The 24,002-nt window shown below is 66.4% G+C and carries 18 protein-coding genes; 3 read left to right on the top strand and 15 right to left on the bottom strand.

Annotated elements, in window-relative coordinates:
• Positions 1–9: 9 nt before the first annotated feature.
• The 8 genes from ACP8JZ_RS08800 to ACP8JZ_RS08835 form a co-directional block, all read right to left on the bottom strand.
• Positions 10–1,554, bottom strand: coding sequence for an MFS transporter (locus tag ACP8JZ_RS08800; protein WP_323458166.1), 1,545 nt, complete (start codon positions 1,552–1,554; stop codon positions 10–12).
• Between the two features lie 127 nt (positions 1,555–1,681).
• Entirely contained in the window at positions 1,682–4,255 is a 2,574-nt protein-coding gene (gene clpB, locus ACP8JZ_RS08805; RefSeq protein WP_306516655.1) for an ATP-dependent chaperone ClpB, read from the bottom strand.
• 272 nt (positions 4,256–4,527) lie between these two features.
• A complete protein-coding gene (locus tag ACP8JZ_RS08810) occupies positions 4,528–5,901 on the bottom strand; it encodes an ABC transporter substrate-binding protein (protein ID WP_277102073.1) in 1,374 nt (457 codons plus the stop codon).
• A gap of 50 nt (positions 5,902–5,951) precedes the next feature.
• Positions 5,952–6,803 carry a carbohydrate ABC transporter permease gene (locus tag ACP8JZ_RS08815; RefSeq protein ID WP_306516656.1) on the bottom strand — a complete coding sequence of 284 codons (852 nt, stop codon included), beginning with the start codon at positions 6,801–6,803 and terminating at the stop codon, positions 5,952–5,954.
• A 38-nt stretch (positions 6,804–6,841) separates the two neighbouring features.
• A complete protein-coding gene (locus ACP8JZ_RS08820) occupies positions 6,842–7,750 on the bottom strand; it encodes a carbohydrate ABC transporter permease (RefSeq protein WP_306516657.1) in 909 nt (302 codons plus the stop codon).
• Positions 7,751–7,978: 228 nt separating this feature from the next.
• On the bottom strand, positions 7,979–9,373 hold the full coding sequence (locus tag ACP8JZ_RS08825) for a DUF4921 family protein (protein WP_306516658.1): 1,395 nt from the start codon (positions 9,371–9,373) through the stop codon (positions 7,979–7,981).
• A gap of 29 nt (positions 9,374–9,402) precedes the next feature.
• Positions 9,403–10,677: a serine--tRNA ligase gene (gene serS / locus ACP8JZ_RS08830; protein WP_306516659.1), complete on the bottom strand. Its 1,275-nt coding sequence runs from the start codon at positions 10,675–10,677 to the stop codon at positions 9,403–9,405.
• Positions 10,678–10,687: 10 nt separating this feature from the next.
• Entirely contained in the window at positions 10,688–11,554 is an 867-nt protein-coding gene (locus ACP8JZ_RS08835) for a leucyl/phenylalanyl-tRNA--protein transferase (RefSeq protein WP_484482429.1), read from the bottom strand.
• Between the two features lie 241 nt (positions 11,555–11,795).
• Between ACP8JZ_RS08835 and ACP8JZ_RS08840 the strand changes: the two genes are divergently transcribed.
• Both ACP8JZ_RS08840 and alr read left to right on the top strand, forming a co-directional pair.
• Positions 11,796–12,461, top strand: a complete 666-nt coding sequence (locus ACP8JZ_RS08840) for an EcsC family protein (RefSeq protein WP_306516660.1) — start codon at positions 11,796–11,798, stop codon at positions 12,459–12,461.
• 89 nt (positions 12,462–12,550) lie between these two features.
• Complete coding sequence (gene alr / locus ACP8JZ_RS08845; RefSeq protein ID WP_484482430.1) at positions 12,551–13,684, top strand: alanine racemase; 1,134 nt, start codon at positions 12,551–12,553, stop codon at positions 13,682–13,684.
• Between the two features lie 85 nt (positions 13,685–13,769).
• Here the strand turns inward: alr and ACP8JZ_RS08850 are convergent, their stop codons facing one another.
• The 4 genes from ACP8JZ_RS08850 to ACP8JZ_RS08865 all read right to left on the bottom strand — a co-directional run bounded on the left by ACP8JZ_RS08850 (position 13,770) and on the right by ACP8JZ_RS08865 (position 18,882).
• Positions 13,770–15,053, bottom strand: a complete 1,284-nt coding sequence (locus ACP8JZ_RS08850; protein ID WP_484482431.1) for a glycoside hydrolase family 76 protein — start codon at positions 15,051–15,053, stop codon at positions 13,770–13,772.
• Between the two features lie 135 nt (positions 15,054–15,188).
• Positions 15,189–16,811, bottom strand: a complete 1,623-nt coding sequence (locus tag ACP8JZ_RS08855; RefSeq protein ID WP_484482839.1) for a dihydrolipoamide acetyltransferase family protein — start codon at positions 16,809–16,811, stop codon at positions 15,189–15,191.
• Between the two features lie 47 nt (positions 16,812–16,858).
• Entirely contained in the window at positions 16,859–17,824 is a 966-nt protein-coding gene (locus ACP8JZ_RS08860) for an alpha-ketoacid dehydrogenase subunit beta (protein ID WP_323458418.1), read from the bottom strand.
• Positions 17,824–18,882, bottom strand: coding sequence for a thiamine pyrophosphate-dependent enzyme (locus tag ACP8JZ_RS08865; protein WP_484482840.1), 1,059 nt, complete (start codon positions 18,880–18,882; stop codon positions 17,824–17,826). Before ACP8JZ_RS08865 ends, ACP8JZ_RS08860 begins: the two co-directional genes overlap by 1 nt.
• A 488-nt stretch (positions 18,883–19,370) precedes the next feature.
• Between ACP8JZ_RS08865 and hemG the strand changes: the two genes are divergently transcribed.
• Positions 19,371–20,897, top strand: a complete 1,527-nt coding sequence (gene hemG, locus ACP8JZ_RS08870) for a protoporphyrinogen oxidase (protein ID WP_484482432.1) — start codon at positions 19,371–19,373, stop codon at positions 20,895–20,897.
• 153 nt (positions 20,898–21,050) lie between these two features.
• On the opposite strand, the gene ACP8JZ_RS08875 is transcribed toward hemG, so the two are convergent.
• Genes ACP8JZ_RS08875 through ACP8JZ_RS08885 form a run of 3 tightly spaced genes read right to left on the bottom strand, consistent with a single transcriptional unit; the run spans position 21,051 to position 23,819 of the window.
• The gene (locus ACP8JZ_RS08875) at positions 21,051–21,746 is read right to left on the bottom strand and encodes a hypothetical protein (protein ID WP_323459876.1); all 696 of its coding nucleotides are present in this window, start codon (positions 21,744–21,746) and stop codon (positions 21,051–21,053) included.
• 10 nt (positions 21,747–21,756) lie between these two features.
• Positions 21,757–23,097, bottom strand: a complete 1,341-nt coding sequence (locus ACP8JZ_RS08880; RefSeq protein ID WP_484482433.1) for an ABC transporter permease — start codon at positions 23,095–23,097, stop codon at positions 21,757–21,759.
• Positions 23,094–23,819 carry an ATP-binding cassette domain-containing protein gene (locus tag ACP8JZ_RS08885; RefSeq protein WP_484482434.1) on the bottom strand — a complete coding sequence of 242 codons (726 nt, stop codon included), beginning with the start codon at positions 23,817–23,819 and terminating at the stop codon, positions 23,094–23,096. The genes ACP8JZ_RS08880 and ACP8JZ_RS08885 overlap by 4 nt, the downstream gene beginning before the upstream one ends.
• Positions 23,820–24,002: the final 183 nt, after the last annotated feature.

A 24,002-nucleotide genomic window follows, 5' to 3' on the forward strand; every position in this document is an offset into this window, starting at 1 on the left:
CCTCCCTCTTCACGCGGGCACGCCGGCGTTGTCGGACTGCTTGGCTCGATCACGGCTCAGCGGGTCGGTGATGGCCTCCAACCCCTTGCCCTCGGCGTCAACACCCAGGAACAGGGCGACGAGACCGCCGATGAGCATGATCCCCGAACCGATGAGGTACCCGGCCACGAGCGGGCCACGCGACGACCCGTCGCCGATGAGGTTGCCGAAGATCAGCGGGGCGATGGCGCCGGCGATCTGGGCGATCGAGAAGAAGTAGCTGATCGCCTGGCCGCGCACCTCCAGCGGGAAGATCTCCGAGACCGTCAGGTACGCCGACGACGCCCCCGCGCTGGCGAAGAAGAACGCCACGCACCAGAAGATCGTGTGGGTGGTCGGGGTGAGCGCGCCACGCTGGAACAGCACCGCGCTCGCCGCCAGGACCACGGCCGCGAAGGCGTACGTCCCGAAGATCATCTTGCGGCGTCCGACCGTGTCGAAGAACCGGCCCAGCAGCAGCGGTCCGAGCAGGTTACCCAGGGCGAACGGGATCATGTACATGCCGACGCTGGCCTTGGAGACGAAGTAGAACTTCGACAGCACGATCTCGTACGTGAAGAAGATGGCGTTGTAGAGAAACGATTGGGTCACCATGAGGGTGACGCCCAGAACGGTGCGCTTCCAGTAGCGGCGCAGGAAGACGTCACGCAGCTGTGCCGCCGAGGTGCGCACCTGCGCCCACCACTGAGCCGCGCTGCGGTGACCGGTGCGACGTACCTCCGGCTCCAGGGTGATGGCCTGGTCGTCGCTGACCTCGTCGAGTTCGTGACCCGACGAGCGCACGTCCTCCTCGATGCTCGCAACGATCTCCTCGGCCTGCTTGCCGTAGCCGTGGGTGAGCATCCAGCGCGGCGACTCCGGGATGTGCTGGCGGATGAGGATGAGGACGAGACCGAGCACCGGGCCGAGGAAGAAGCCGATGCGCCAACCCCAGAACTCCGGGACGTTGGCCGGGTCGAGCAGGTAGATCGTCGCCACTGACCCGAGCATGACGCCGGCCCAGTAGGTGCCGTTGACCGCCAGGTCGACGCGACCGCGGTAGCGCGCCGGAATGAGTTCGTCGATGGCCGAGTTGATCGCCGAGTACTCACCGCCGATGCCCGACCCGGCGATGAACCGGCACAGGTAGAGGAACCACGGCGCGAAAGACAGACCGGCGATGCCCGAGCCGAGCAGGTACACCAGCAGGGTCAGCGTGAAGAGTTTCTTGCGGCCGACGCGGTCGGTGAGTTTGCCGAAGAACAGCGCGCCGAGCACCTGCCCGAACAGGTAGAACGTCGCGGCCGCGGTGACCTGTGCGGTCGACATGTGCAGGGACGACGCGAACCCGTTGGCGGCGACGATCTGCACCTCGATGCCGTCGAGGATCCACGCCGCACCCAGACCGACGATGACCATGGTGTGGAACTTCGCCCACGGCAATCGGTCGATCCGTGCGGGGATGAGCGAGGTGATCGTCCTGTCGCTAGGCCCGGCATCCGTCACAAACTTCTCCTCGTCCCTGTCCCAAGACATGTGTCGGCCAGCACGTTACCCGGCAGGTACGACAGCAATGGCCGGCGGCGCCGAGAGCGAACACTCCCGGCGCCGCCGACCCCCTCGTCACACAGCCGTGGGGCCCTGGACGTCAAGCCGGGGAACGTCAGACGATGACGAGCTTGTCCGCGTCCTCGTCGACGTCGAAGGACACCGTGCTGCCCTCGGTCACCTCGCCCGACAGCACCGAGCGCGCCAGCGGGTTCTCGACGCTCGTCTGGATAAGCCGACGCAGCGGACGGGCGCCGTAGACCGGGTCGAAACCGGTGCGGGCCAGCCACTGCTTGCCGGCCGGCGTCACCTCGACGCTGATACGCCGTTCGGCCATCCGCGCGTTGAGGCGTTCCAGGTTGATGTCGACGATGCGCGTCAGATCAGCCTCGGACAGCGGGTCGAACATGACGATGTCGTCGAGCCGGTTGAGGAACTCGGGGCGGAACGCCTGACGCACCGCACCCATGACCGCCTCGCGCTTGGCCTCGTCGTCCATCGACGGGTCGGAGAGGAACTGCGAGCCCAGATTGCTGGTGAGCACGAGGATCGTGTTGCGGAAGTCCACCGTGCGGCCCTGACCGTCGGTCAGACGGCCGTCGTCCAGCACCTGCAGTAGGATATTGAAGACGTCCGGATGGGCCTTCTCCACCTCGTCAAGCAGGATGACGCTGTACGGACGACGCCGCACGGACTCGGTGAGCTGGCCGCCCTCCTCGTAACCGACGTATCCCGGGGGCGCACCGACGAGGCGCGAGACGGAGTACTTCTCCATGTACTCGCTCATGTCGATACGCACCATCGCCGTCTCGTCGTCAAAGAGGAACTGGGCCAGCGACTTGGCCAGCTCCGTCTTGCCGACGCCGGTCGGGCCGAGGAAGAGGAACGAGCCGGTGGGACGGTTCGGGTCGCTGATGCCAGCCCGGGAGCGACGCACGGCGTCGGCGACCGAGCTGACGGCGCGGTCCTGGCCGATGAGACGCTCGTGCAGACGCGCCTCCATCGACAGCAGCTTCTCCTGCTCGCCCTCCATCATGCGGCCCACCGGGATGCCGGTCCACGCCGAGACGACCTCGGCGACGTCCTGCGCGTCGACCTCCTCGGAGACCATCCGCGGGGTCTGCTCCTCAGCCTCGGCGGCCGCCCCCATCTCCCTCTCCAGGCCGGGGATCTGGCCGTAGAGGATCTCGGAGGCACGGCCGAAGTCGCCCTCGCGCTGGAACTTCTCGGCCTTGGTGCGCAGCTCATCGATCTGGGTCTTGAGCTCGCCGACGCGGTTGAGTCCGGCCTTCTCGGCCTCCCAGCGGGACTCCAGCGACCGCAGCTTCTCCTGGCTGTCGGCGATCTCGGAGTTGAGTCGCTCCAGCCGCTGCGCGCTGGCCGGGTCGTCCTCCTTGTCGAGGGCGAAGGCCTCCATCCTCATGCGGTCCACGTCGCGGCGCAGGGTGTCGATCTCCTCGGGTGAGGAGTCGATCTCCATGCGCAGGCGGGACGCGGCCTCGTCGATGAGATCGATGGCCTTGTCAGGAAGCTGCCTACTGGTGATGTAACGGTTGGAGAGGGTGGCTGCTGCGACGAGCGCACCGTCGGTGATGCGCACCTTGTGATGGGCCTCGTAGCGCTCCCGCAGGCCGCGCAGGATCGCGATGCTCGCCTCCACCGACGGCTCGTCGACGAAGACCTGCTGGAAGCGGCGCTCCAGGGCCGGGTCCTTCTCGATGCGTTCGCGGTACTCGTCGAGAGTGGTCGCGCCGATGAGGCGCAGCTCGCCGCGCGCCAGCATGGGCTTGAGCATGTTGCCCGCGTCCATCGCGCCCTCGCCGGACGCACCGGCGCCCACGACGGTGTGGAGCTCGTCGATGAAAGTGATGACCTGCCCCTCAGCGTCCTTGATCTCATTGAGAACGGCCTTGAGGCGCTCCTCGAACTCACCGCGGTACTTGGCGCCGGCGACCATCGACGCGAGGTCGAGGGCGACGACTCGGCGACCCCTGAGGGAGTCGGGCACGTCCCCAGCGACGACGCGCTGAGCCAGCCCCTCGACGACGGCCGTCTTCCCGACGCCGGGTTCGCCGATGAGCACCGGGTTGTTCTTGGTACGGCGCGCCAGCACCTGGATGACGCGCCGGATCTCGGCGTCGCGGCCGATGACGGGGTCGAGCTTGCCGGCGCGGGCGCGCTCGGTGAGGTCGACCGAGTACTTCGCCAGCGCCGACTCTCCGCCCTCGGACTCCTCCGAGGTGACGCGGCGGTCGCCGCGGCTCTCGTTGAAGGCGCGCGCCAGGGAATCCGGCTTGAGACCCAGGGAAGCCAGCGCAGGCTGGACGTCCGAGGGGACCGCGGTCAGCGAGATGAGCAGGTGCTCGGTGGCGACGAAGGAGTCGCCCATCTGCTCGGCGCGGTTCTGGGCGTCGGCGATGACGCGGGCGAACGCTCCCGACAGCTGCGGCTGCGACACCGACGCGCCCGACGAGGACGGCAGGCGCCGCATGGCCGTGATGGCGGCCAAGTCCACCCCTGAGGGGTCGACGCCGAGCCTCGAGACGAGCGGTCCAACCGTGTTGTCGGGGATCGTGAACAGGGCGTGCAGAAGGTGCGACGGCTCGACGGACGGGTTTCCGTGAGCCAACGCGTGCCGTGACGCGGCGGTCACCGCATCACGACTCATGGTGGTCAAATTCGTGTCCATGGATGCCTCACTTGGTCAGCTCCCAAGCGCGCCACCACGGTGGTGGCGTCAAAACTTGAGTGACACAGACTCAACCTAGCAGGGCGGGCAAATATTCCCGGGCCGATGCGGCATTCGCACACGGATCCCACGCGATGGGTCGGGGTGCGGATCGGCCCGGGGTCCAGGCGCCGTGGGGCCGCGGGCACACGGGTCTTCCTGAGCGAGACATGGGTGTGGCCCACCGGGAATTCCCGGTGGGCCACACCCATGGAGGTCTTGGACCGCCGACCTCAGTGGAGCTTGGGCTTCACCTGCGAGTCGTAGATCTTCTGCAGCGTGGTCCTGAGCTGCTTCATCGTGGCGTCAACATCAGCCTTCTGGGTGAGGATCTTGCTCACGGCCTTGGCCATCTCCTGGTCGGCGCCGGGCAGGAAGACACGCGCGTACGACTGGATCTTGGTGACGTCCAACTGCTTGATCGCGGTGCCGATGAGCGGGTCGTCCTTGAGGAGTTTGCTCGTGTCAGCCGACTTGCGCACCGGCATGTAACCGGTCACCGCGGAGAAGTCGACGGTGCTCCGCGGGTTGGTGAGGAACCCGATGAACTTGGCAGCGGCCAACTGATGGGCCTTGTCGGACTTCTTGACGATGCCGAGTCCGCAACCGCCGGTCGGGCAGATCTTGGTCGAGGCGGCGGGGCCACCGGGCAGGTTGCCGACGCCGACGCCGAACTTGGCGGCCTTCTGGACGCCGACGAGGGAGCCCGTCGAACCGATGGTCGCGCTGCACGCCCCGGCAGCGAGGTCGTCGGTGCTCTCCTTCGACGACACGCCCGCCCAGCCCTTGCTGTACACGCTGTCCTGCACGAACTTCAGCGCCTTGACCGACTCCGGGGAGTCACACGTGATGTCGAAGTTCTCGCTGCTGCCCCAGCCTCCGCCGAAGCCCCACAGCACGTTCTGCAGCGTCCATCCCGCGTAGTCGGCCAGCGCCGGGTACTCGTAGACGTGCTGCGCGCCGGTGTTGGCGCTCTTGAGCTTGCTGGTCCAGGAGTCGAACTCCTCCCAGGTGCTCGGGGCGCGGTCGGGCAGCCCGGCCTTCTTCCAGTGCTCCTTGTTGTAGTAGAAGATCGGCGTGGAGCGGGCCCACGGCACGCACCACTGGCTGCCCTTGTACTGGTAGTCGGCGAGCAGCGATTCGCGGTAGTCGTCGGTCTTGACGCCGGCGGCCTTGAGCACGTTGCCCAGCGGGATGATCGAGTCCTGCAGCAGGTAGCGGAACCACCACACGTCGGACAGGTTGACCATGTCGGGCAGCTGCCCGCCGGCTTGGGCGCTCTGGAACTTCTGGGCGACGTCCTCGTAGGTGCTGCCGGCGGTGACGAGCTTGACCTCGATGCCGCTGCTGGCGGTGAACTTCTCGATGATCTTCTTCGTCACGGCCTCCGAGCCACCGGGGTGGTTCGACCAGAACGTGATCGACTTAGCCGGCTCGACGTCGTTGAAATCGGGTCCGTTCGGGTCGGCGGAGGTCGAGGACGAATTGCTGGAATCAGTGGACGGACCGGAGCACCCGGCGAGGGCGAACGCCCCCAGCCCGAGGCCGATACCGCTGAGTAGCTTCCGACGCCCGAGTGCAGCAGTCGTGAGCTGTTCGATGGACATGGTTCTCCTTGAAGTGAGAGCGGAATGGCGAGGAAAGACAAGTCAGGACGTCACTTGACGGCGCCCTGCGTGAGGCCGGCGACGATGTATTTCTGCAGGAACATGAAGATGACGAGAATCGGCAGGATGACGACCACGGAACCGGCCATGAGAACCGGGTACGAACTCGGGTCGCCCTCGATGTTGCGCAGCATGGTCAGACCCACCGGAAGCGTCATGTGATTGGCGGAGTTCGTGATGACCAACGGCCAGATGTAGTTGTTCCACTCGTCGACGATCGTGACGAGGGCGACCGTCGCCACGGAGGGGGTCGACATCGGCAGCACCATGCGGAACAGCCGGGTCATGTGACCGGCCCCGTCGAGCGCCGCCGCCTCGAGGACCTCCTCAGGAAGGGAGAGGAAGTGCTGACGCAGCAGGAACGTGCCGAACGCCGTGCCGAGACCGGGGAGAATAATTCCCCAGTACGTGTCGACTCCACCGAGGTCAGCGACGAGAACGTAGTTCGGAATGAGCGACACCTGGGGCGGCACCATGAGGGCGACGAGCATTCCCAGGAAGATCAGTTTCTTGTGCGGAAACTCTACGAAGACGAGCGCGTAGGCGCTGGTGACTGCGAGGGCGAGTTTGAGCACGGACCCCACGAGGGTGACGATCATCGAGTTGAGAAAGAGGCGCGGGAAATTGACCTTGTGCGAGGCCTGGACATACGCGTCGAAACTCCAGTGGTGCGGCCACCAGACGGGCGTCTGCGTGACGACCTCGGAGGCCTGCTTGAACGACCCGAGAGCCATCCACAACAGCGGCAGAATGATGATGAGGCTCGCCACAATCATCGGCAGGTATCCACCGAGAACCCGGGATGCGAACTTGCGGTGGTGTCCGGAGTTCCGTCGTCCCATCAATGACACAGGACGAGTAGCGCCAACAGCGGGGGAACTCATGCGTAGTGCACCTTCTTCTCGAGGTAACGCAACTGGATCACCGTCAGCACCAGCAGGATGACCAGCAGCACGGTGGACACCGCCGAGGCGTATCCGGCCCGGTTGTAGCCACCGAAGGCCTGCATGTACACGTCGTACATGAGAGTCGTCGTGCCCAGTCCTGTGGGAGTCATGATGCGGATGAGGTCAAACGCCTGCAGCGACGAGAGAATCGTCGTGAGCATGAGGAAGAATGTTGTCGGTGAGAGCAGTGGCCAGATGATCGACCAGAACTGCCGATGCCCTGAGGCGCCGTCAAGAGAGGCCGCCTCGAGAAGGTCACGAGGCACCGACTGGAGCCCGGCAAGATAGATCACGGCGCAGTAACCGAGGTTTTTCCAGACGTAGACGATGATGATCATCGTCAGGGCCAAGCCGGGCTGGTTGAACCACTCCGGTGAGCGCATTCCCCAGCCTCGCAGAACAGCGGCGAGAAGGCCTCCGACCGGGTCGAAGATGAACGACCAGACGAGCCCGACGCCGACTCCTGACAGCACGTAGGGTGCGAACACCGTGGTTCGCGCAGGGGTCCTCCCGACGAGCTTACGGTTGAGGACCACCGCCATCGCCAGCCCGAGCGCCATCGCGCCACCGACCGTGCCCACGGTGAAGATCGCCGTGGTACGCAGGACGTCAGCCGCCTCGTGACTCGAGAAGAACTCGACGTAGTTGGCGAAGCCCACTTTTCTGGCCGTCGGACTACCGAGCGTCCAGTCCAACGTCGAGTAATAGACGTTCATCACCAGAGGGCGGTACACGAACAACAGGATGAGAATGAGGTTAGGGGCGATGAGAGCCAGGAAGAGAAGCCTCTCCTGACGTTTTCCTTGTTTGGCCAGAGGCCTTTCCACAGCCGTTTCAGACACGCCGCTCCTTCGTCAGGGCGGAATACTCATACCCCGCACGCCCACGGAGAAGATATATGCCGTCAAGTGACATCCGAAGAATATTGGGCGACGTGAGGGCTACACGAAGGTGAATTCTTGGTTCAGCTGCGCCCGAGTATGTGGAACACCCCACATACGGCAACGAGATCGTGCCTCATGTCACACGCGGGCGCGGGCACAGTGGGGCCGCGGGCACACGCATCTTCCTCAGCCGCGCACCCGCGTCGAGGCGAGCACCCCGCGCGGCACGCTGCACTCGTCGCCCAGGTCCATCGGGGCGATGAGCCCCGCCTCGCGGGCGCGCACCATCTCGGGCAGCAGCCGGGAGGTGAGGCTGGCCGGGGAGATGGCGTTGACGTAGATCTTGGTGCCCCCCTCGAAACCGGCCAAGGTGGAGACCCTCAGTTTGAGGTTGATCCGCCACGGGACGGGCGCCCCCACCCCGACCGGGCGGTGGTGCCACTCCTCGTTGCACGGCACGTGCGGCCCGACCACCACGTGCACGGCGTGCACGAGGTCAGCCATCGCGTCAACCTCCTCGGGCTCCATGCGCCAGGGCTGGTCGAGGGCGCTGGTCGACCAGATCTCCACCGACGGGTAGCGGTGCCCGAACCCGACTGTGGCCAGGGCGTGCTCGTTGCGGGCCAGGACGAGTCCGTGGTCGATAGCGAAGTCAGGACCGAAGCGGTTGTAGATGTCCGGGTCGACCACGGCCTTGGGCAGCACCGTCTGGTTCCGGGTACCCAGTTCGTCGATGGCCACCAACTGCTTGTGCAGGTGGTCGAAGGACGCCCCGGCCGGCTTGAGCCAGTTCTGGAAGGCCACGACGAACCGCACCCGCGGGTTCTGTGCGTAGAGGTCGCCCATCGTGGCGACCGTCAGGGCGATGAATGCACGGTGCTCGGCGACGCTGAGGGTTCCCGAACCGGCCAGATCGGCGGTCGTCGTGGCGTCGTCGGTGTAATGACGCCTGCCGACGATGACGTCGTGTCCCCCGGCGAAGAAAGCGGCGGACTCGTCACGCAGGGCGTCGTCGGACAGGTCCTCGGCTCGCAGCTGCCGCCCCGCAGCGCGGAACCGGGCGTCGAGCACGGCCTGGACGTGAGCGCGTCCGGCGGGGTCGGCGAGGTACTCGTCCTGCCAGGAGCGGGCCGACTCGGGCATGACGAGCCCGTGGTTCATCTGCCAGTACTGCCAGGGCAGGATCTCGAACAGGTTCGGGATGCGACGGAACTGCGCGGTGGTCGCATCGAGCTGATCGGCGGGCACCTGACGGATCAGACGGCGTCCCGGCCAGCGCGGATCGCAGTCAGTTCCTGCGCCGCCAGCCCCTGCGGCGTCAGAACAAGAAGGGGCAGAACACTCCGGGTCGTCGACGAGACGCGCCTTCTCCGGCGGCGTCTGCAGGTACCGGTCGACGCAGAACGCGCACGCCGAGGTTCGGTCGGCGTGCGTGAGGGGACGCGGATTGTCGACGGGCCCGCCCAGCGGTCGGGCGGCCCGCCCCGGCACCGTCCACACCTGCGTCCCGGTGAACGGGTTACGCTGCTTGATGGTGCCGTCGGGCAGTTCGCGATAGTAGTCGTCGACCTCGTCGCCCATGAATCGATCCTGCTGCGCGCCCACCTGCCTCAGTTCTGGGGACGCAGCACCTCGGCACCGCCCAGGAAGGGGCGCAGGGCCTGCGGCACCCGCACCGAGCCGTCGGCCTGCTGATGGTTCTCCAGCACCATGATGATGATGCGGGTCATGGCGCACAGGGTGCCATTGAGGGTGGCCAGCGGCTCGACGCCGTCGGGGCCGCGGTGGCGGATGGACAGGCGTCGGGCCTGGAAGGTGGTGCAGTTGGAGGTCGAGGTGATCTCGCGGTAGCGGTTCTGGGTCGGCAGCCAGCCGTAGCAGTCGTACTTGCGTGCCGCAGACAGTCCCAGGTCACCGGAGGCCACGTCGAGCACCTGGAACGGGATCTCCAGGGCCTCGATGAACTCCTTCTCGAATCCGAGCAGCTTCTCGTGCCATGCCTCGGCATCGGCGGGCAGACAGTGGACGAACATCTCGACCTTGTCGAACCAGTGGACGCGGAAGATGCCCCGGGTGTCCTTGCCATAGGAACCGGCCTCGCGTCGGTAGCACGGGGAGAACGCCACATACTGCCTGGGCAGCTCGGCGTCGTCGAGGATCTCACCGGAGTGGAAGGCGGCCAGGGCCACCTCGGAGGTACCGACGAGGTACTGCTCGTCCTTGGGCAGGTAGTAGACGTCGTCGGCGGCCTGGCCGAGGAATCCGGTGCCCTCCATGGCCGACGGCTTGACCAGCGCCGGGGGGATCATCGGGGTGAATCCCCACGTGGCGGCCTTGGACATGGCCAGATTGAGCAGGGCGAACTCCAGCTGTGCGCCAATGCCGGTGAGCACGTAGAACCGCGACCCAGAGATCTTCGTGCCCCGCTCCATGTCGATGGCGTGCAGCGCCTCACCGATCTCCAGATGGTCCTTGGGCTCGAATCCCTCGGCTGCGAAGTCGCGCGGGGTGCCGATCGTCTCGATGACGACGCCCTCGTCCTCACCACCAGCGGGCACGCCGTCGATGACGATGTTGCCCACGGTCTTGGCGAGTTCGGTGAATCGTTCCTCGGCTGCGGCGGCCTCGTCCTTGAGCTGGCCCACCTGGGTGGAGAGCTCCTTGGTACGGGCCAGCAGGGCGGCCTTCTCGTCACCCCTGGCCTGGGCGATCTTCTTGCCCAGACCCTTCTGCTCGGCACGGGCCGACTCATGAGCCGCGATCGCGTGCCGGCGAGTCTCGTCGGCGGTGATGAGCTCGTCAACCACCGATGGGTCCTCACCCCGGGCGATCTGGGAACGACGGATGACGTCTGGATCTGTGCGCAGCAGCTTGGGGTCGATCATGGGTAGGAGTCTAGCCGCGCCGTGCGAGCTCGGTGAGCATCTGGGGGCCAGTGAGACGATCGGTACGCCAGCGCGGCCCGGGAGTAGCCAAGACGCCCTCGAGCTGGTGGAGGTATTCGGCACGATCGATCTCGACTGCTCCCAGGCTGGCCAGATGGGGTGTGAGCCACTGCACGTCGAGCAGTGCAGTGGGGTGGACGAGCACAGGCCGCCACCCGGAGGCAGGGCAGCCGGAGGGGGCAGCCTGGGCGGCACTGGTCGGCTCACCGGACGCGGACGGTTCAGACAAGGTGTGTGATGTGGCGTCGCGGCAGGACTCCTGGTCGACCGTCGGAGCATGGCTGCTCTCCCCCAGCTCCAGGACGAGCCGAATGAGCGCGGTCTTGGAGGCGTCCCGGCCATGCACCGAGTCGTGGAACATGGATTCGCCGCTGAACAACCCGCCGACGCTCACCCCGTACAGCCCACCGACCAGCCGTCCGTCCTCGTCCCACGTCTCCACCGAGTGGGCCCAGCCGTTGTGGTGCAATTCGGTGTAGCTGTCGATGATCGTCGAGTCGATCCAGCCACCCGGTCGAGACGGGTCGGCGCAGCGCTCGATGACCCGGTCGAAGGCCTGGTCCACCGTGGTCGTGCGATGCTTGGTGGTCTTGCGCAGGCTGGAGGAGAGGCTGAGGCGGTCCAAGGGCAGGACGCCGCGACGTTGCGGCGACCACCACGCCGTGGCACCCCGGTACTCACGCGGTGCGTCATCACCCAGCGGCATGGGAAAGACGCCCTCGTGCAGGGCGGCGAGCACCAGATGCGGGCCAAGCACCCCCGTCAGACACAGCAGGTCGGAGTCAGGCCACTGGTCCGGGTCACCGAAAAGGTCCATGTACTCCAGCCTAGGCAGCCAGCCTCGGCAGAACAGCGAGGCATGACGCCATCGGCGGCCGAAGCTGCGCCGAGATTCGCGCATCCCGACACCCCATCATGGTTCAGGCCACCCCGGCCCTCTCACACCACGTGGCGGCAACGGTCATCGGGAGAGTCCGTCGTGCAGTCTTCGCCCAGCTGCGTCACGCCGGTTGCGGGCGTCGATAGGCTGGAGGAGAGTCTCAGGAAGGATCGTGGCCATGAGCAAGTCTGGCGAAGCCCTGTCCAAGGCCCTCGTCGTGGCACCGAACGCGGCGTTGTCGGTGTTTCGCACCATCATGGACGTCGCCATCGACGGTGCCGGGCCGCTGCCGGGAGCCCGCAAGGCCGCTGGCACGACGCTGAACCGCAAGGGTGAGGTCGAGGCCGCCATCGACGTCTTGGTGCGCAACCACATCGGGATGGCCGGGGCCCAGGGGTTCCTGGCGAACCTGGGCGGCTGGGTCACCATCCCGGTGGCTCTACCAGCGAACATGAGTGCCCTTGCCACCCTGCAGGCACGCATGGTCGCCGCGATTTCCCATCTGCGCGGTTACGACGTCGACGATCCCCGGGTGCGCACGGCGATCTTCACCTGCCTGCTCACCCAGGACAACGTGGACGAGCTCATCCGGAACGAGAAGATCCCCAGCACACCCATGGCGATGGCCACCGCCCCGGTGAGCGACCCGGAGCTGGAGAAGACCGTGGCCACCCACGTCGTCGAGACCTTGGGCAGCCTGGCCACCGGCAAACGGGTGGCTGTCATGGGTATGAAGAAGATCCCGCTGCTCGGTGGAGGTATCGGTGCCGGCACCGACGGCATGGCCACCTGGCAGGTCGCACGCTACGCCAAGGAGCAGTTCCCGTCCCGGCGGATGGGCTGAGCCACCAGCATCACCCCGCAGGCTTCCCACCGTCTGGGGCCACCGTGCAGGTTCCCGTCGTGGGGGCAACCAGTGGGACAATGACACCCATGCCGTACTGCCCCTCGCCCTCCCAAGCCGTCGTCGACCTTGCAGCCATCGTCCACAATCTGGGGCAGGTTCGTGAGCAGGCCGGGGGGCGACAGGTGATGTTCGCCGTCAAGGGTGACGGCTACGGTCACGGAGCCAGCCAGTGTGCCCTGGAGGCCCAACGCACCAACGCCGCCGACTGGTTCGCCGTCGCCAACGTCGCCGAGGGCCAGGAACTCATCGCCGCCGGCATCACCAGACCAATCCTCAAGCTCTCCCCCGCCCTGCCACACGACCTCGATGCCGCCGCCACATCGGGAATGCGGCTCACCGTCACCGACGACACGAACATTGCGGCCACCGGTCGAGCCGCACGCCGTCTGGCTCGCACCGTCAAGGTCCACATCGGCGTGGACACGGGCATGGGACGCATCGGACTGCCAGCCGAGGAATTGCTGCGTCTGGCAGACCTCGTCGACCGAGAGCCCAGCCTCGAGCTCGAGGGAGTCTTCACGCACCTTCCCCTGGCAGACACCCCTGACGGTGAGGACTTCACCACCCACCAGATCGAGGACTTCCTGGCTGCCGTGGAGCGTACCGCCACGTCCCGAGGACCCATCGCCCAAGTGCACGTGGCCAACTCCGGTGCCGTCCTCGGCCACGACCTGGGAGCGACGACGATGGTGCGCACCGGCATCGCCGCCTACGGCTACGACCCCAATCCGAGCCTGCAGCGCGCCAACCTGCGCCCTGCCCTCGCGTGGCGCAGCTGGGTGTCATTCGTCAAACAGGTGGCCCCCGGCACCAGCATCGGGTACGGACGCACCTGGACCGCCGAGCGAAGCACGACCATCGCCACCATCCCGGTGGGGTATGCCGACGGATTTCCCCGGCTGCTCTCCAACCGGGGCGTCGTGCTGCTGGGTGGCCGGCGCTGTCCGGTGGTCGGACGGGTCTGCATGGATCAGATCATGGTCGACGTCGGCCCGCACGCCGGAACCAAGGTGGGCGACGAGGCCGTCCTCATCGGCAGTCAGTCAGGCGAGACGATCACCGCCGATGACATGGCCGCAGCTGCCGAGACGATCAGCTACGAGATCACCAGTGGTCTCACCGCGCGGGTGGATCGGTACTGGATCAACGCGAGCCAGTGACACCATGCCGCACGATGGCGAGCGCTGCCGGGCATTCCGAAAGTCATCAGCGCAGGGGCGGCCCACACCCGATGACACCTGCACGTCAGTACAGCCACGTCCAGCAGCGCGGATCCGCCGCGAGCACCGCGCAGAGCTGGACCATCGCAGCCTGCTCCAGCAGCTCGGTGTGATCGGCACTGGGGCGTCGGTACAGTCCCGAGTCCTGGTCGCAGCGGGTGCGCCACATGCGTTCGGCGTAGCACTGTGTGATCCGTATGGCACGGTCATCGGGGACGATCGCCGAGGCCAGCAGCAGGTTCTTGAGGAAGATGGCGTTGAAGAAGATCGGCTGCCCGTCGAACGGCCCGTCCGGCTCCTCGGGACGAAAATACGCCAGGGACGCCTCGATGATCTCGTCGAGGCGACGTCGGTGCACCACAGACCCGGTGATCTGCCAGGCCAGGGCCTCCACACCGATCGGCACCCCCTGGTTGTAGCTCCAGAAGGTGGGGTCGATGTTCCCAGCCAGGTCGATGTTGTCCCAGAACAGACCGTCCGGGCTGAGCATGTGTTCCCTGGCCCACTCGTAGATGGGCCGGGCGTCGCGCAGGAAGCAATCCTCCCCAGTGACCTGGTGCAGTCGCAGGGCCAACTGGGTCGGCGGCATGGTGGAGACCGTGTTGCGACTGTGGTTGCCCGAGGCCGACGCGCCGAGCAGGTGCGACGCGCGAAACAGGCCCCCGGACAGCGCCGATCCAACCCGCATCCCAGAACACCGCCTGTCTGGTGCAGCGCGCAACCGTGAATCCCCACGGCCCGAGCCATCGCCCGACCGGCAATGGCTGAGCAGTGTGGCCCAGATCGGCTGGGCCATCCAGAACACCCCGCCGGGAGCCGGATGACTCGGATCGGTGTCCCGGGAGCGCTGGATGAAGCGATGGATGGCTTGGGCGCGACGAAGGTCCTTGTCGGAGCCGATTCCAGCGAGTACTCGTTGGACGTGGATGAGCGCCATCCAGGCGTTGTCGTCGATGTAGATGCGTCCACCCACCCCGTGCGGCGGGCGCGGCAGTGATGTGTAGGCACCCCGCAACGGGCTCCAGTAGGTCTCCTGGCCAGCGTCGTGGGCAGTGGCCAGGCCGATTCCGACGCAGGCCAGGTCGGTGGCGGCGGCCGTGACCTGGGAATGCGGCCACTCGTAGCTGTGCCGTCGGTCCTGGCGGCGACGTGGCACGGCCTCGTGCAGCAGCACCCGACCGGCTCGGAAGTACTGCCGCAGGGTGCGATGGGCCAGACGTGCCCTCCCGGCCCAGACCTCGGGATCGGGGGTGCGGCCCGCGTCCGGCCGATGGTTCCGTGGATGGTTCGCGTTGCTGGTGGGATTCACTGCATCTCCTTGGGCCAGACCGAAACGATGACGAGATGGCTGCGTCGCGTCGCGGGTCGTTCACCGCGTCGCGGGTCGTTCACCGCGTCACCGCCGCACCCCGCCCTGCTCCGCGCTTTTCGGGCACCAGTCCGGTCAGTACAGCAGCGCCGCGGTCGGGTCGGAGAGGATCTCTGCCAGGTCGTGCAGGAAGGTCGAGCCTTGTTCCCCGTCGATGAGGCGGTGGTCGAATCCCAGGCTCATCGTCGTCACCCAGCGCGGGACGATCCGCTCGTCGTCTCCGGTGCCCACCACCCAGGGTCGTCGATCGATCGACCCGAGCACGAGGATGGCGGACTCGTCGCGGTTGACGACCGGGGTGCCGGCATTGAGCCCGAACACCCCCACATTGGTGATGGAGAAGGTGCCGCCGGTGTAGTCGGCGGGTTGCAGACGGCCCTCCTTGGCCACCGCGATGATACGGGTGAGCTCTTGGGCGAGGTCGAGCATCGTCATGTCCTGGGCATCGCGTACCACCGGAACCATGAGTCCACGTGGCGTGGCGGCGGCAATGCCGAGGTTCACCTGCTCGTGGTGGACGATCTGGCCAGTCTCGTCGTCCCAGCTGGCGTTGACGACGGGGGTGCGTCGCATGGCCAGGGTGACGGCCTTGCACCACACGGTGAGTGGGGAGACTCGCAGCCCGCGGAAGGCGCGGTCGGCTCGTAGCCGGGCGACGAGGTCCATCGTCGGGGTGACGTCGCAGGTGAGGAAGGCGGTGACGAGTACCTTGGTGTCCATGGACGTCTTGACCGCTTCTGCGGTCACCTTGCGCACCCCGTGGATAGGGACGCGCCGTTCCCCCGGTGCGGTCGGCTCACCGCCGAGCATGGTCCGGGAGATCCACGACTGGGCGAAGAGTTGGGCGTCGCCGCTGGTCTGGGCCGGGGTGACCGACTGGGGCTGCCCGTCCGAGCTCGACCGGGTCGCACCTCGCTGGTCAGATGGCTGGGGCGCCGAGTCCGTCACCCCTCGATCGGTCGCAGCCTGCTTGACGTCGGTGCGGGTGATGACGCCGTCCCGCCCGGTACCCGTGACGGTGGCGAGGTCCACACCCAGCTCGGCGGCCAACCGACGGGCCGGGGGCTTGGCCAGCACGTGCTCCGGGCCGGTGCTCGCGTCCATGCGTGGCGGGTTCGACGGATCGGGTTGGGGCGCAGTGTCATGCGCCTGACCTCGTGGGGAGATGGCGCTCCGATCCTGTCCAGCCGGGGCCGAGGGTGACGTGGCCCCGTCCTGGTGCCCTTGGCTCGCGGACCCATCGGCTGCAGCTGGGCGTTCATCGGAACCGGCCGACTGAGTGGCGCCACGCACCACGGCCGCCTGCTGCCCAGCTCCGGCCCCGCGACGGCGACGACGTCGACCACCTTCGGCCGCCGGGATGTGGCCGACGAGCAGCTTCTCCTCACCGTCTGTGGCCGCACTGTCCCCGGGCTTCCCCGCGTCGTCGGTCCCTGCCTGGTCGGCACCGTCACCGGGGTGGGAATCGTCGGCACCGGAGCCGTCGTCGATGACGATGAGCGCTCCGCCCACCGGCACCGTCTGGCCCTCGTCTGCGGCAAGGCTGTGCACTGTTCCGGCGAACGGGCTGGGAAGCTCGACGATCGACTTGGCGGTCTCCACCTCGCACAGCACGTCGTTGATCTTCACGGTGTCGCCGGGGTTCACCAGCCACGAGACGACCTCGGCCTCGGTGAGTCCCTCGCCCGGGTCGGGCATGGTGTACGTCTTCACGGTGTCTCCTGGTCTCCTGACAATGACAGAACTCAGTATGCAAGTGATCGGTCGACGGCGTCGAGGATGCGGTCGACGTCGGGAAGATGACTCGACTCCACCCGGGACGGCGGGTAGGGGGTCGTCGGACTGGTGACCCGCAGTACCGGTGCCTCCATGACGTAGTAGAGCGACTCGGTGAGGCGAGCGGACAGCTCGGCGCCGATGCCCTGGGTACGAGCTGCCTCCTGCACGACGATCGCCCGGGTGGTGGATCGCACCGACTCCTCGACGGTGGCCATGTCGATCGGTGAGACGGAGCGCAGGTCGACGACCTCCAGACTCATCCCCTCCTGCTCGCCAGCCTCGGCGGCAGCCAGACAGGTGTCGACCATCGGCCCGTAGCACAGCAGGGTCGCGTCGGTCCCCGGGCGCACCACCCTGGCCTGGTGCAGCCCCGTCGACGCCGCCGGGGAGATCTCACCCTTGACGTAGTAGCGCCGCTTGGGCTCGAAGAAGATCACCGGGTCATCGCAGTCGATGCTCTGCCGCAGCATCCAGTAGGCGTCGTCGGGTGTGGCGCAGGTGACAACCTTGAGGCCGGGCACCGAGGCGTAGAACCCCTCGGGTGACTCCGAGTGGTGCTCGGGGGATCCCACCCCGCCACCGTAGGGCACCCGGATGGTCACCGGCAGCGACCACTGGCCGCCCACCCGGGCCCGGTAGCGCGCCAGCTGCGAGACGATCTGGTCGAAGGCCGGGGCGGTGAACCCGTCGAACTGGAGCTCGGCCACCGGGCGGTAACCGCGCATCGCCATGCCGATCGCCGTGCCGACGATGCCCGACTCGGCCAACGGGGTGTCGATGACGCGCAACCCGCCGAACCGTTTCTTGAGCCCGTCGGTGATGCGGAACACACCACCCAGGGTGCCGACGTCCTCGCCCATGACGAGCACCTTCGGATCGGCCGCCAGGGCGTCGGCCATCGCGGCATTGAGGGCCTTGGCAATCGTCGTCATCACTGACCTCCCTGCAGCCACTCGGCGAGTTCGCGTTGATCGGCCCGTACGTCCGGGGTGGGTTCGGCGTAGACGTCGTCCAACAGGGCCACCGGGTCCGGGTCGGGCTGGTGGACGGCGTCGCGCACCTGGGCGCCGAACTGCTCGGCTCGCTCGTCGAGTTCGGCGAGCCAATCGTCGTCGATGAGTTCCCGGGAGCGCAGATACTTCTGCATCCGGACGATCGGGTCCAGACCGGCCCAGTACTCGTCGGTCTGCGCAGTGCGGTAGCGGGTCGGGTCGTCGGTGGTGGTGTGGGCTCCGGTGCGATAGGTCCACGTCTCCACCATCACCGGTCCCCGGCAGGATCGGGCGTGGTCCAAGGCCGCTGAGAGGACGGCTGCCACCGCCAGGACGTCGTTGCCGTCCACCTGTACCGAGGGAATCCCGAATCCCAGTCCGCGTCGGTACAGCGAGGTTGGTGCCTGCACGCTGGTCGGTTCGGAGATCGCCCACTGGTTGTTCACCGCGCAGAAGACCACCGGGGCCTTCATGGCGGCGGCGAAGACGTAGGCCTCGTTGGTGTCGCCCTCGCTCATCGCCCCGTCGCCGTGGAAGTCCAGCACGGCGGCGTCCACGCTCGGATCGGCGGCCTTGTCACGCTGGATGCCCATGGCGTAGCCGACGGCGTGCAGGGTGCCCGAGCCGATCATCACCGGGTAGGCCGAGAAGTGTGTGGCGACGGTGTCCCACGGGCAGTGTGCGGTTCCCCGCCAGGTGGCCAGCACCTGGGACAGTTCGACACCCATCCAGGCGGCCAGGGCCTGCTCGCGATAGGTGGGAAAGACCTGGTCCGCACTGCCCAGGGCCAGCCAGGCGCCCACCTGGGTGGCCTCCTGGCCGATGAGGGGCGGCCACAGGCCGAGTTCCCCGTGTCGTTGCAGGTTCGTACCCTCGATGTCGAGCCGCCGGGCCATGACGAGTTTCTCGTAGGCGTCGACGAGCTGGGCGTCACTCACGTGCACGGGGAGGTCGTCGCGATCTGTGCGCACCCCGTCGGGTGAGAGGATCTGGATCATGTCGGACGCGGGCTGGTCCACCGGGAACTGCTGGGCCAGATCGGCGAACAACGGGCAGGTGCCGGCTGCCGAGGTGGCTGTGTCGTGCTGCCCGGAATCCGGCTGAACCGGACCAGACTGCGCCGGGTCCGACGGCATGGGGTTCGACTGCCCCTGCTGCATGGGCTCGGACCCGTCGTGCCCGGCCGCGCTGCGCGGCTGGGACGCGTCCCCTCGTGACAGGTGGTGGGTTGATGACCCCTTGCCGTGTGTGGCGTCGCCGTGCGAAACCATGTACTGCCTCCCAGCAGGGTCGGGTGCGTGACTCACATACCTACCGAACGGTAAGTTACCGATCGGTAGCCAATGTAGTACGCCGTCGCCCACTCGGCAATGACTTGCCCCCGACAATCCTTGCGAAAGACCGGCAGTTCGCCGGTGGGAGGAACCCTCGACCAGGCACGTCCCCCGGGAGGATTGTGCGCCGTGGTTGGGGTACGTTTGACGACGTGAATGCTCGCCGGGTCATCGTCGTCGGCGGCGGGGTCTGTGGCCTCGTCGCCGCACACAGTCTGCAGAAATCTGGATGCCAGGTGACACTGGTCGAAGCCTCGGACGGCTTGGGTGGACAGGTCCGCTCAGCCCAGCTGGACGGCCAGGCTGTCGACCTGGGTGCCGAGGCCGCACCGCTGCGCGCTCCGGGAGTCCAGAAACTCATCACCGAACTCGGTCTTGACGCCTCGATGATCCACCCCGCCCAGGGAACCTCGCTGCTGTCCAGCCGGCACGGAGTCGTGCCACTGCCCGACGGGGTGACGCCGGTGGGGCCGACCAAGCTGTTCCCCACCATCGCCTCGCGGGTGCTCTCCCCGGCCGACCTGCTGCGAGCTGGTCTGGAACCGGTTCTGGCACGCCCCCAGCCTGCCGGGGTCACCGTGGGTGAGTTCATCGGGGCACGATTCGGCAAGGGGGTTGCCACGGCGATCGTCGATCCCCTGGTGGGGGCGATCCATGCCGCGGACATCAATGCCTTCGCGTTGGAAAGTGTCTCGCCAGGCCTGGTGCGGACGGCGACCTCGGGAGACTCCATTCTTCAGGAGACCGTGCGCCGGGAGCTGGGACTCGGCGAGAACGGATCACGCCTGGGCCGTCACGCCAAACACCCCACCAAGGCCCCGCGCACACCAACCATGGGGTCCTGGCGTCAAGGCATGGGCGAGCTGACCACTGCCCTGTCGGCCAACGTCACCGTACTCACGGGTACCCGTGCCGTGGCACTGACCCGGGGAGAGACACCTCAGGACGCCACGCGAAGCGGGATGGACACAGACGATGTGACCCGTACCGAGGACAGGACCGCCTCGGCGAATGGTCGGGAACAGCAGGGCACGTCAGGCCGCTGGCTGCTGGAGGTGGCCGACGAGTCCGGGCGACGCACCCTGACCGCAGACTCCGTGGTGCTGGCCACCCCGACGGCCGTGAGCGCCGAACTGCTGCGCTCGGTTGCCCCCGACACCGCCTCGACACTGTCGAGGGAGCGCGCAGTGACGGTGGCTGCCGTCGTCCTGCGCATCGACCGTCCGACGCATCCCCTCGCCGAGGCGGTGGACTGGTTCGTCGGTTCGGCCTGGTCACCACTCATCCGCCAGGTGGTCAACCTCACCAACAAGTGGCCCGACCGACACCCTGCCGACACACATCTGCTGCGGCTCAATGTCGGACGAGACCGCGGAATCAACATCGACCAGTGGTCCGACGAGGAACTCGGCGCCGCCTCGGTGGAGGAGCTGGGACGCATCGGGCTGCGGGTGAATCCACACAACCACCTCGTGCACCGATTCACCGCCGCCATGCCACAGCCCGGTCCACTACATCACGAACGCATCGACGCCGTGCGTACCGGCCTGAGCAGGCTTCCCGGGCTGTTCGCGGCTGGAGCCGGTGTCAACGGGGCAGGTGTGCCCAATGCCATCATCGCTGGCAACAAGGTTGCCACCGACGTCCTTGAGGAGAAGCTGCTCCCACAGAACCCTTGACATACCCCTGACATCGGCGGTCAATCACGATCGTCACCCGACCCGGCTCGTCGACAGGTTGTCGGCAACGATTGGCCCAGGAACGATTGGCTCAGGGGCGACGGTGCCAGGGCGGCACTGGGACGGACGAGTTGCTGGTTGCTGGGGCGCCGATCAAGACGACAGCGCTTTCACCCCTCCAACTCGCCACGTGTATTCGGCAATACCAAGTATTGCTACGGTGACTGCGCACACGATCGCAGCAGGACTGATCGTGAGTGCAGCTTCACCGGTCATGGCTGCGGCCTCACCGGGATACCCACCTGGCAGAAACGTCAGCAGGGTGTTGGACTGCACGACAACGATGACGACATATGAGAGCAGCCCCAGCAGCGGACCGAAGCTCCGCGAGACGAACCCCGTGGCCATGAGTGCAATGCCCGTGCACAACAGACACACCACCGAGTACCTCTCAAACACTCCCCAGGGCAGTTGGAACCGAGTCGGTATGCCGTCAACGAGGACGTTCTCCGACCCTGGTAGGGCATCGGGAGGCAACGTCCGCAGCACGAGGCACATGAGCAGCGGCAGCCCGATGGCACACAGACACGTCCACACGGCGGTGCAGGCGTAGCAGAACCGCAGGGGTCGCGGTGCGACTCTCTCCATCCACGCAAGGCTGGCGGATCCACCCCAGAGAAGGACAGCCGTGTCGAGGAGTACCACGACCTCCACGGCACACACCGGACGATCCCAGACGTCTCCCGGTGCCAGCGAGAACACCTGTGTCCAGGCGAGGAGGCCCATGAGGAGACAGACGACCGGACCTGCCAGAAGCGTGAGGGCATGTCGACCTCTGAGGAATGTCACCGCCGCCACCTCACAGATGCCCAACGTCTGCAGGCAACAGGGAGCATTCCTGCACGGCAGTCTGATGGGCGGAATACCATCTCTGGAATTCGGTCAGGTTTGCGCTGTCGAGGGCAGTGGTCTGCGAGCTGGCAACCTGCTCGTACCCAAGACCAGCCAGTCGAAGAATGGTCCTCTCCACAGCGATGGCGGCATCGCGCTGGGCCCCAGCACGCTCATCCACCAAGCCTGATTGCGAGGTCGCGCAGGACTCACGACCTGACAATTTCTCAGCGAGGTTCGCACCGACGTTCTGCAGGAGCTGATCCCGCGAGTCGAAGGCGGTGGGCGTGCCGACGTCAGTCGTCGACGCTCCGGCCGGGGCGGGAAGTCCGGACTCGACGAGAGCCTCTCTGTGTGGCCGGTTCTGCGCCGGAACAATCCCAAGGACTGCAGTCGCTGCCTGCTCATAGAGCGGGATCAAATCATGGTGCTCGTCATGGACACACACCTGCACCCCACGGCTCTCATGGCACGTCACGGATGCAGGTGCGTCCTGGAACAGTGAGAGAGGCCGCACCATGCCTGCTGCCACGAGCAGCACCGGGGGAAGCAGAAATGCCAGACACGGGGTCACGGTCTGCCACCCGACTCCGTCGGTGCGCACTCGCATGCATCGAGCTGCCACGGCAATGCAGGACGCGGTGACCACGAGGAAGAACAGTGCCCGACACACTACCGCCTCACCAGTGACGACATGGTCACCCGTCGGCTCGATCATGCCCAGTGACCACGCGAAGGTGACCGAGCTGCGTCCCGTGTTGGCCAGCGCATTCTCGTTCACCGTCATGGGAATCGTCGTCACGAGCAGGCAGACGAGCGGGGCAACGATCCACACCACTGGATGGGAGATCATCGCTGCAACCAGGTGCGCGATCGCCAGCAGAGCCACGACGGACAGTGCCACGACGAACACGTCCAGTGCCTCGAACAGGGTAGGTGTGGTGGTGCGCCAACCCTTGATGAGCAGTGGCAGAGCACCTGCGCATGTCCCGATAAGGATCGCCGCAGCTTCTCGCCAGAGCCACTGCCACTGGATGGCGGACAGGGGTCGTGCCGGGCATCCTCCAACGATCATGTCAGTGGGGCGCAGCCGCGCAGCCGATGCTGCTCCCACCAACCCAGCGACGAGTGCCCACAGCATGCTGGTCTCACGCAGGGAAACCGTGACGTCCTGTACTCGCCACACCCCCCACGACCATTGCGATCTCAGCGCGACGATGCTGCACAGGGCACCGACGATGACCAGGCTGACGAACGTTCGGCGTTGCAGGGGAAAGGCCATGCCGCGGCGTGTGGATGCGGAGCTCATGCCGCCCCCAGGCTCAGATATCCAGCCTCGGCAGCATTGGCTCCTTTCGCAGGATGTTCGCGTCCGATCCGTTCCAGCTCAGAGTATGTGCCCGTGAACACCAGGCGTCCGTCAGAAAGAGCGATGAGATTGGAGACGTATCCCTGAAAGTCCTCGAGCAGATGCGTGGAGACGATGACGGTACGATCCTCCGCGAGCTCACCCATGAGATTGCGAATGCCGATACGTGACGCAGGGTCCAGCCCCACCGTTGGTTCGTCAAGCAACAGAACGGCGGGATCAGCGACAATCGCACAGGCGATCCCGAGACGCTGACGCATACCTCCGGACAACGACTTCACGACATCACCCTGTCGACCAGACAGACCGACACGATCCAAGGCACCGCTGGCAGCACTCGAGCAGTCACCGCGAGCGACGCCCCGGGCCCATGCCGCATACTCCACCACTCTTCGCACCCGGAACAGGGGCGGAAGGCGAAACTGCTGAGGGAGAAAACCCACCATGCGTCGAATTGTGTCGACATCGTGGATGTCGACACCGTCGATCGTCACCGACCCGCTTCTTGCCGTCATCATCGTGGAGAGAATACCGAGGAGAGTTGATTTCCCAGCTCCATTGGAGCCGAGCAGCCCCCACAGCCCGAAACTCAACTCACAAGAGACGTCGTCAAGACTCACGCGTCGTCGATAACGATGCGATACGTGATCAATTCTTATCATTCAATGCCAGTCTTCATCGGTCGGTAGTCTTCTGCGCGGCTTCTTCTCTCTCATTTCAGGAGCGACTACCAGCATAAACTGTATTTATGCATCTTTACAAATAGCAGATCACCAAATTCCGTACGCTGCATGATCTCTCGCGAGTCTGACAGGAGGTAGGTTGGATGGGTGGCCACTGCCCCG

It is taken from the genome of Cutibacterium sp. LaCa_286 (assembly GCF_057198075.1).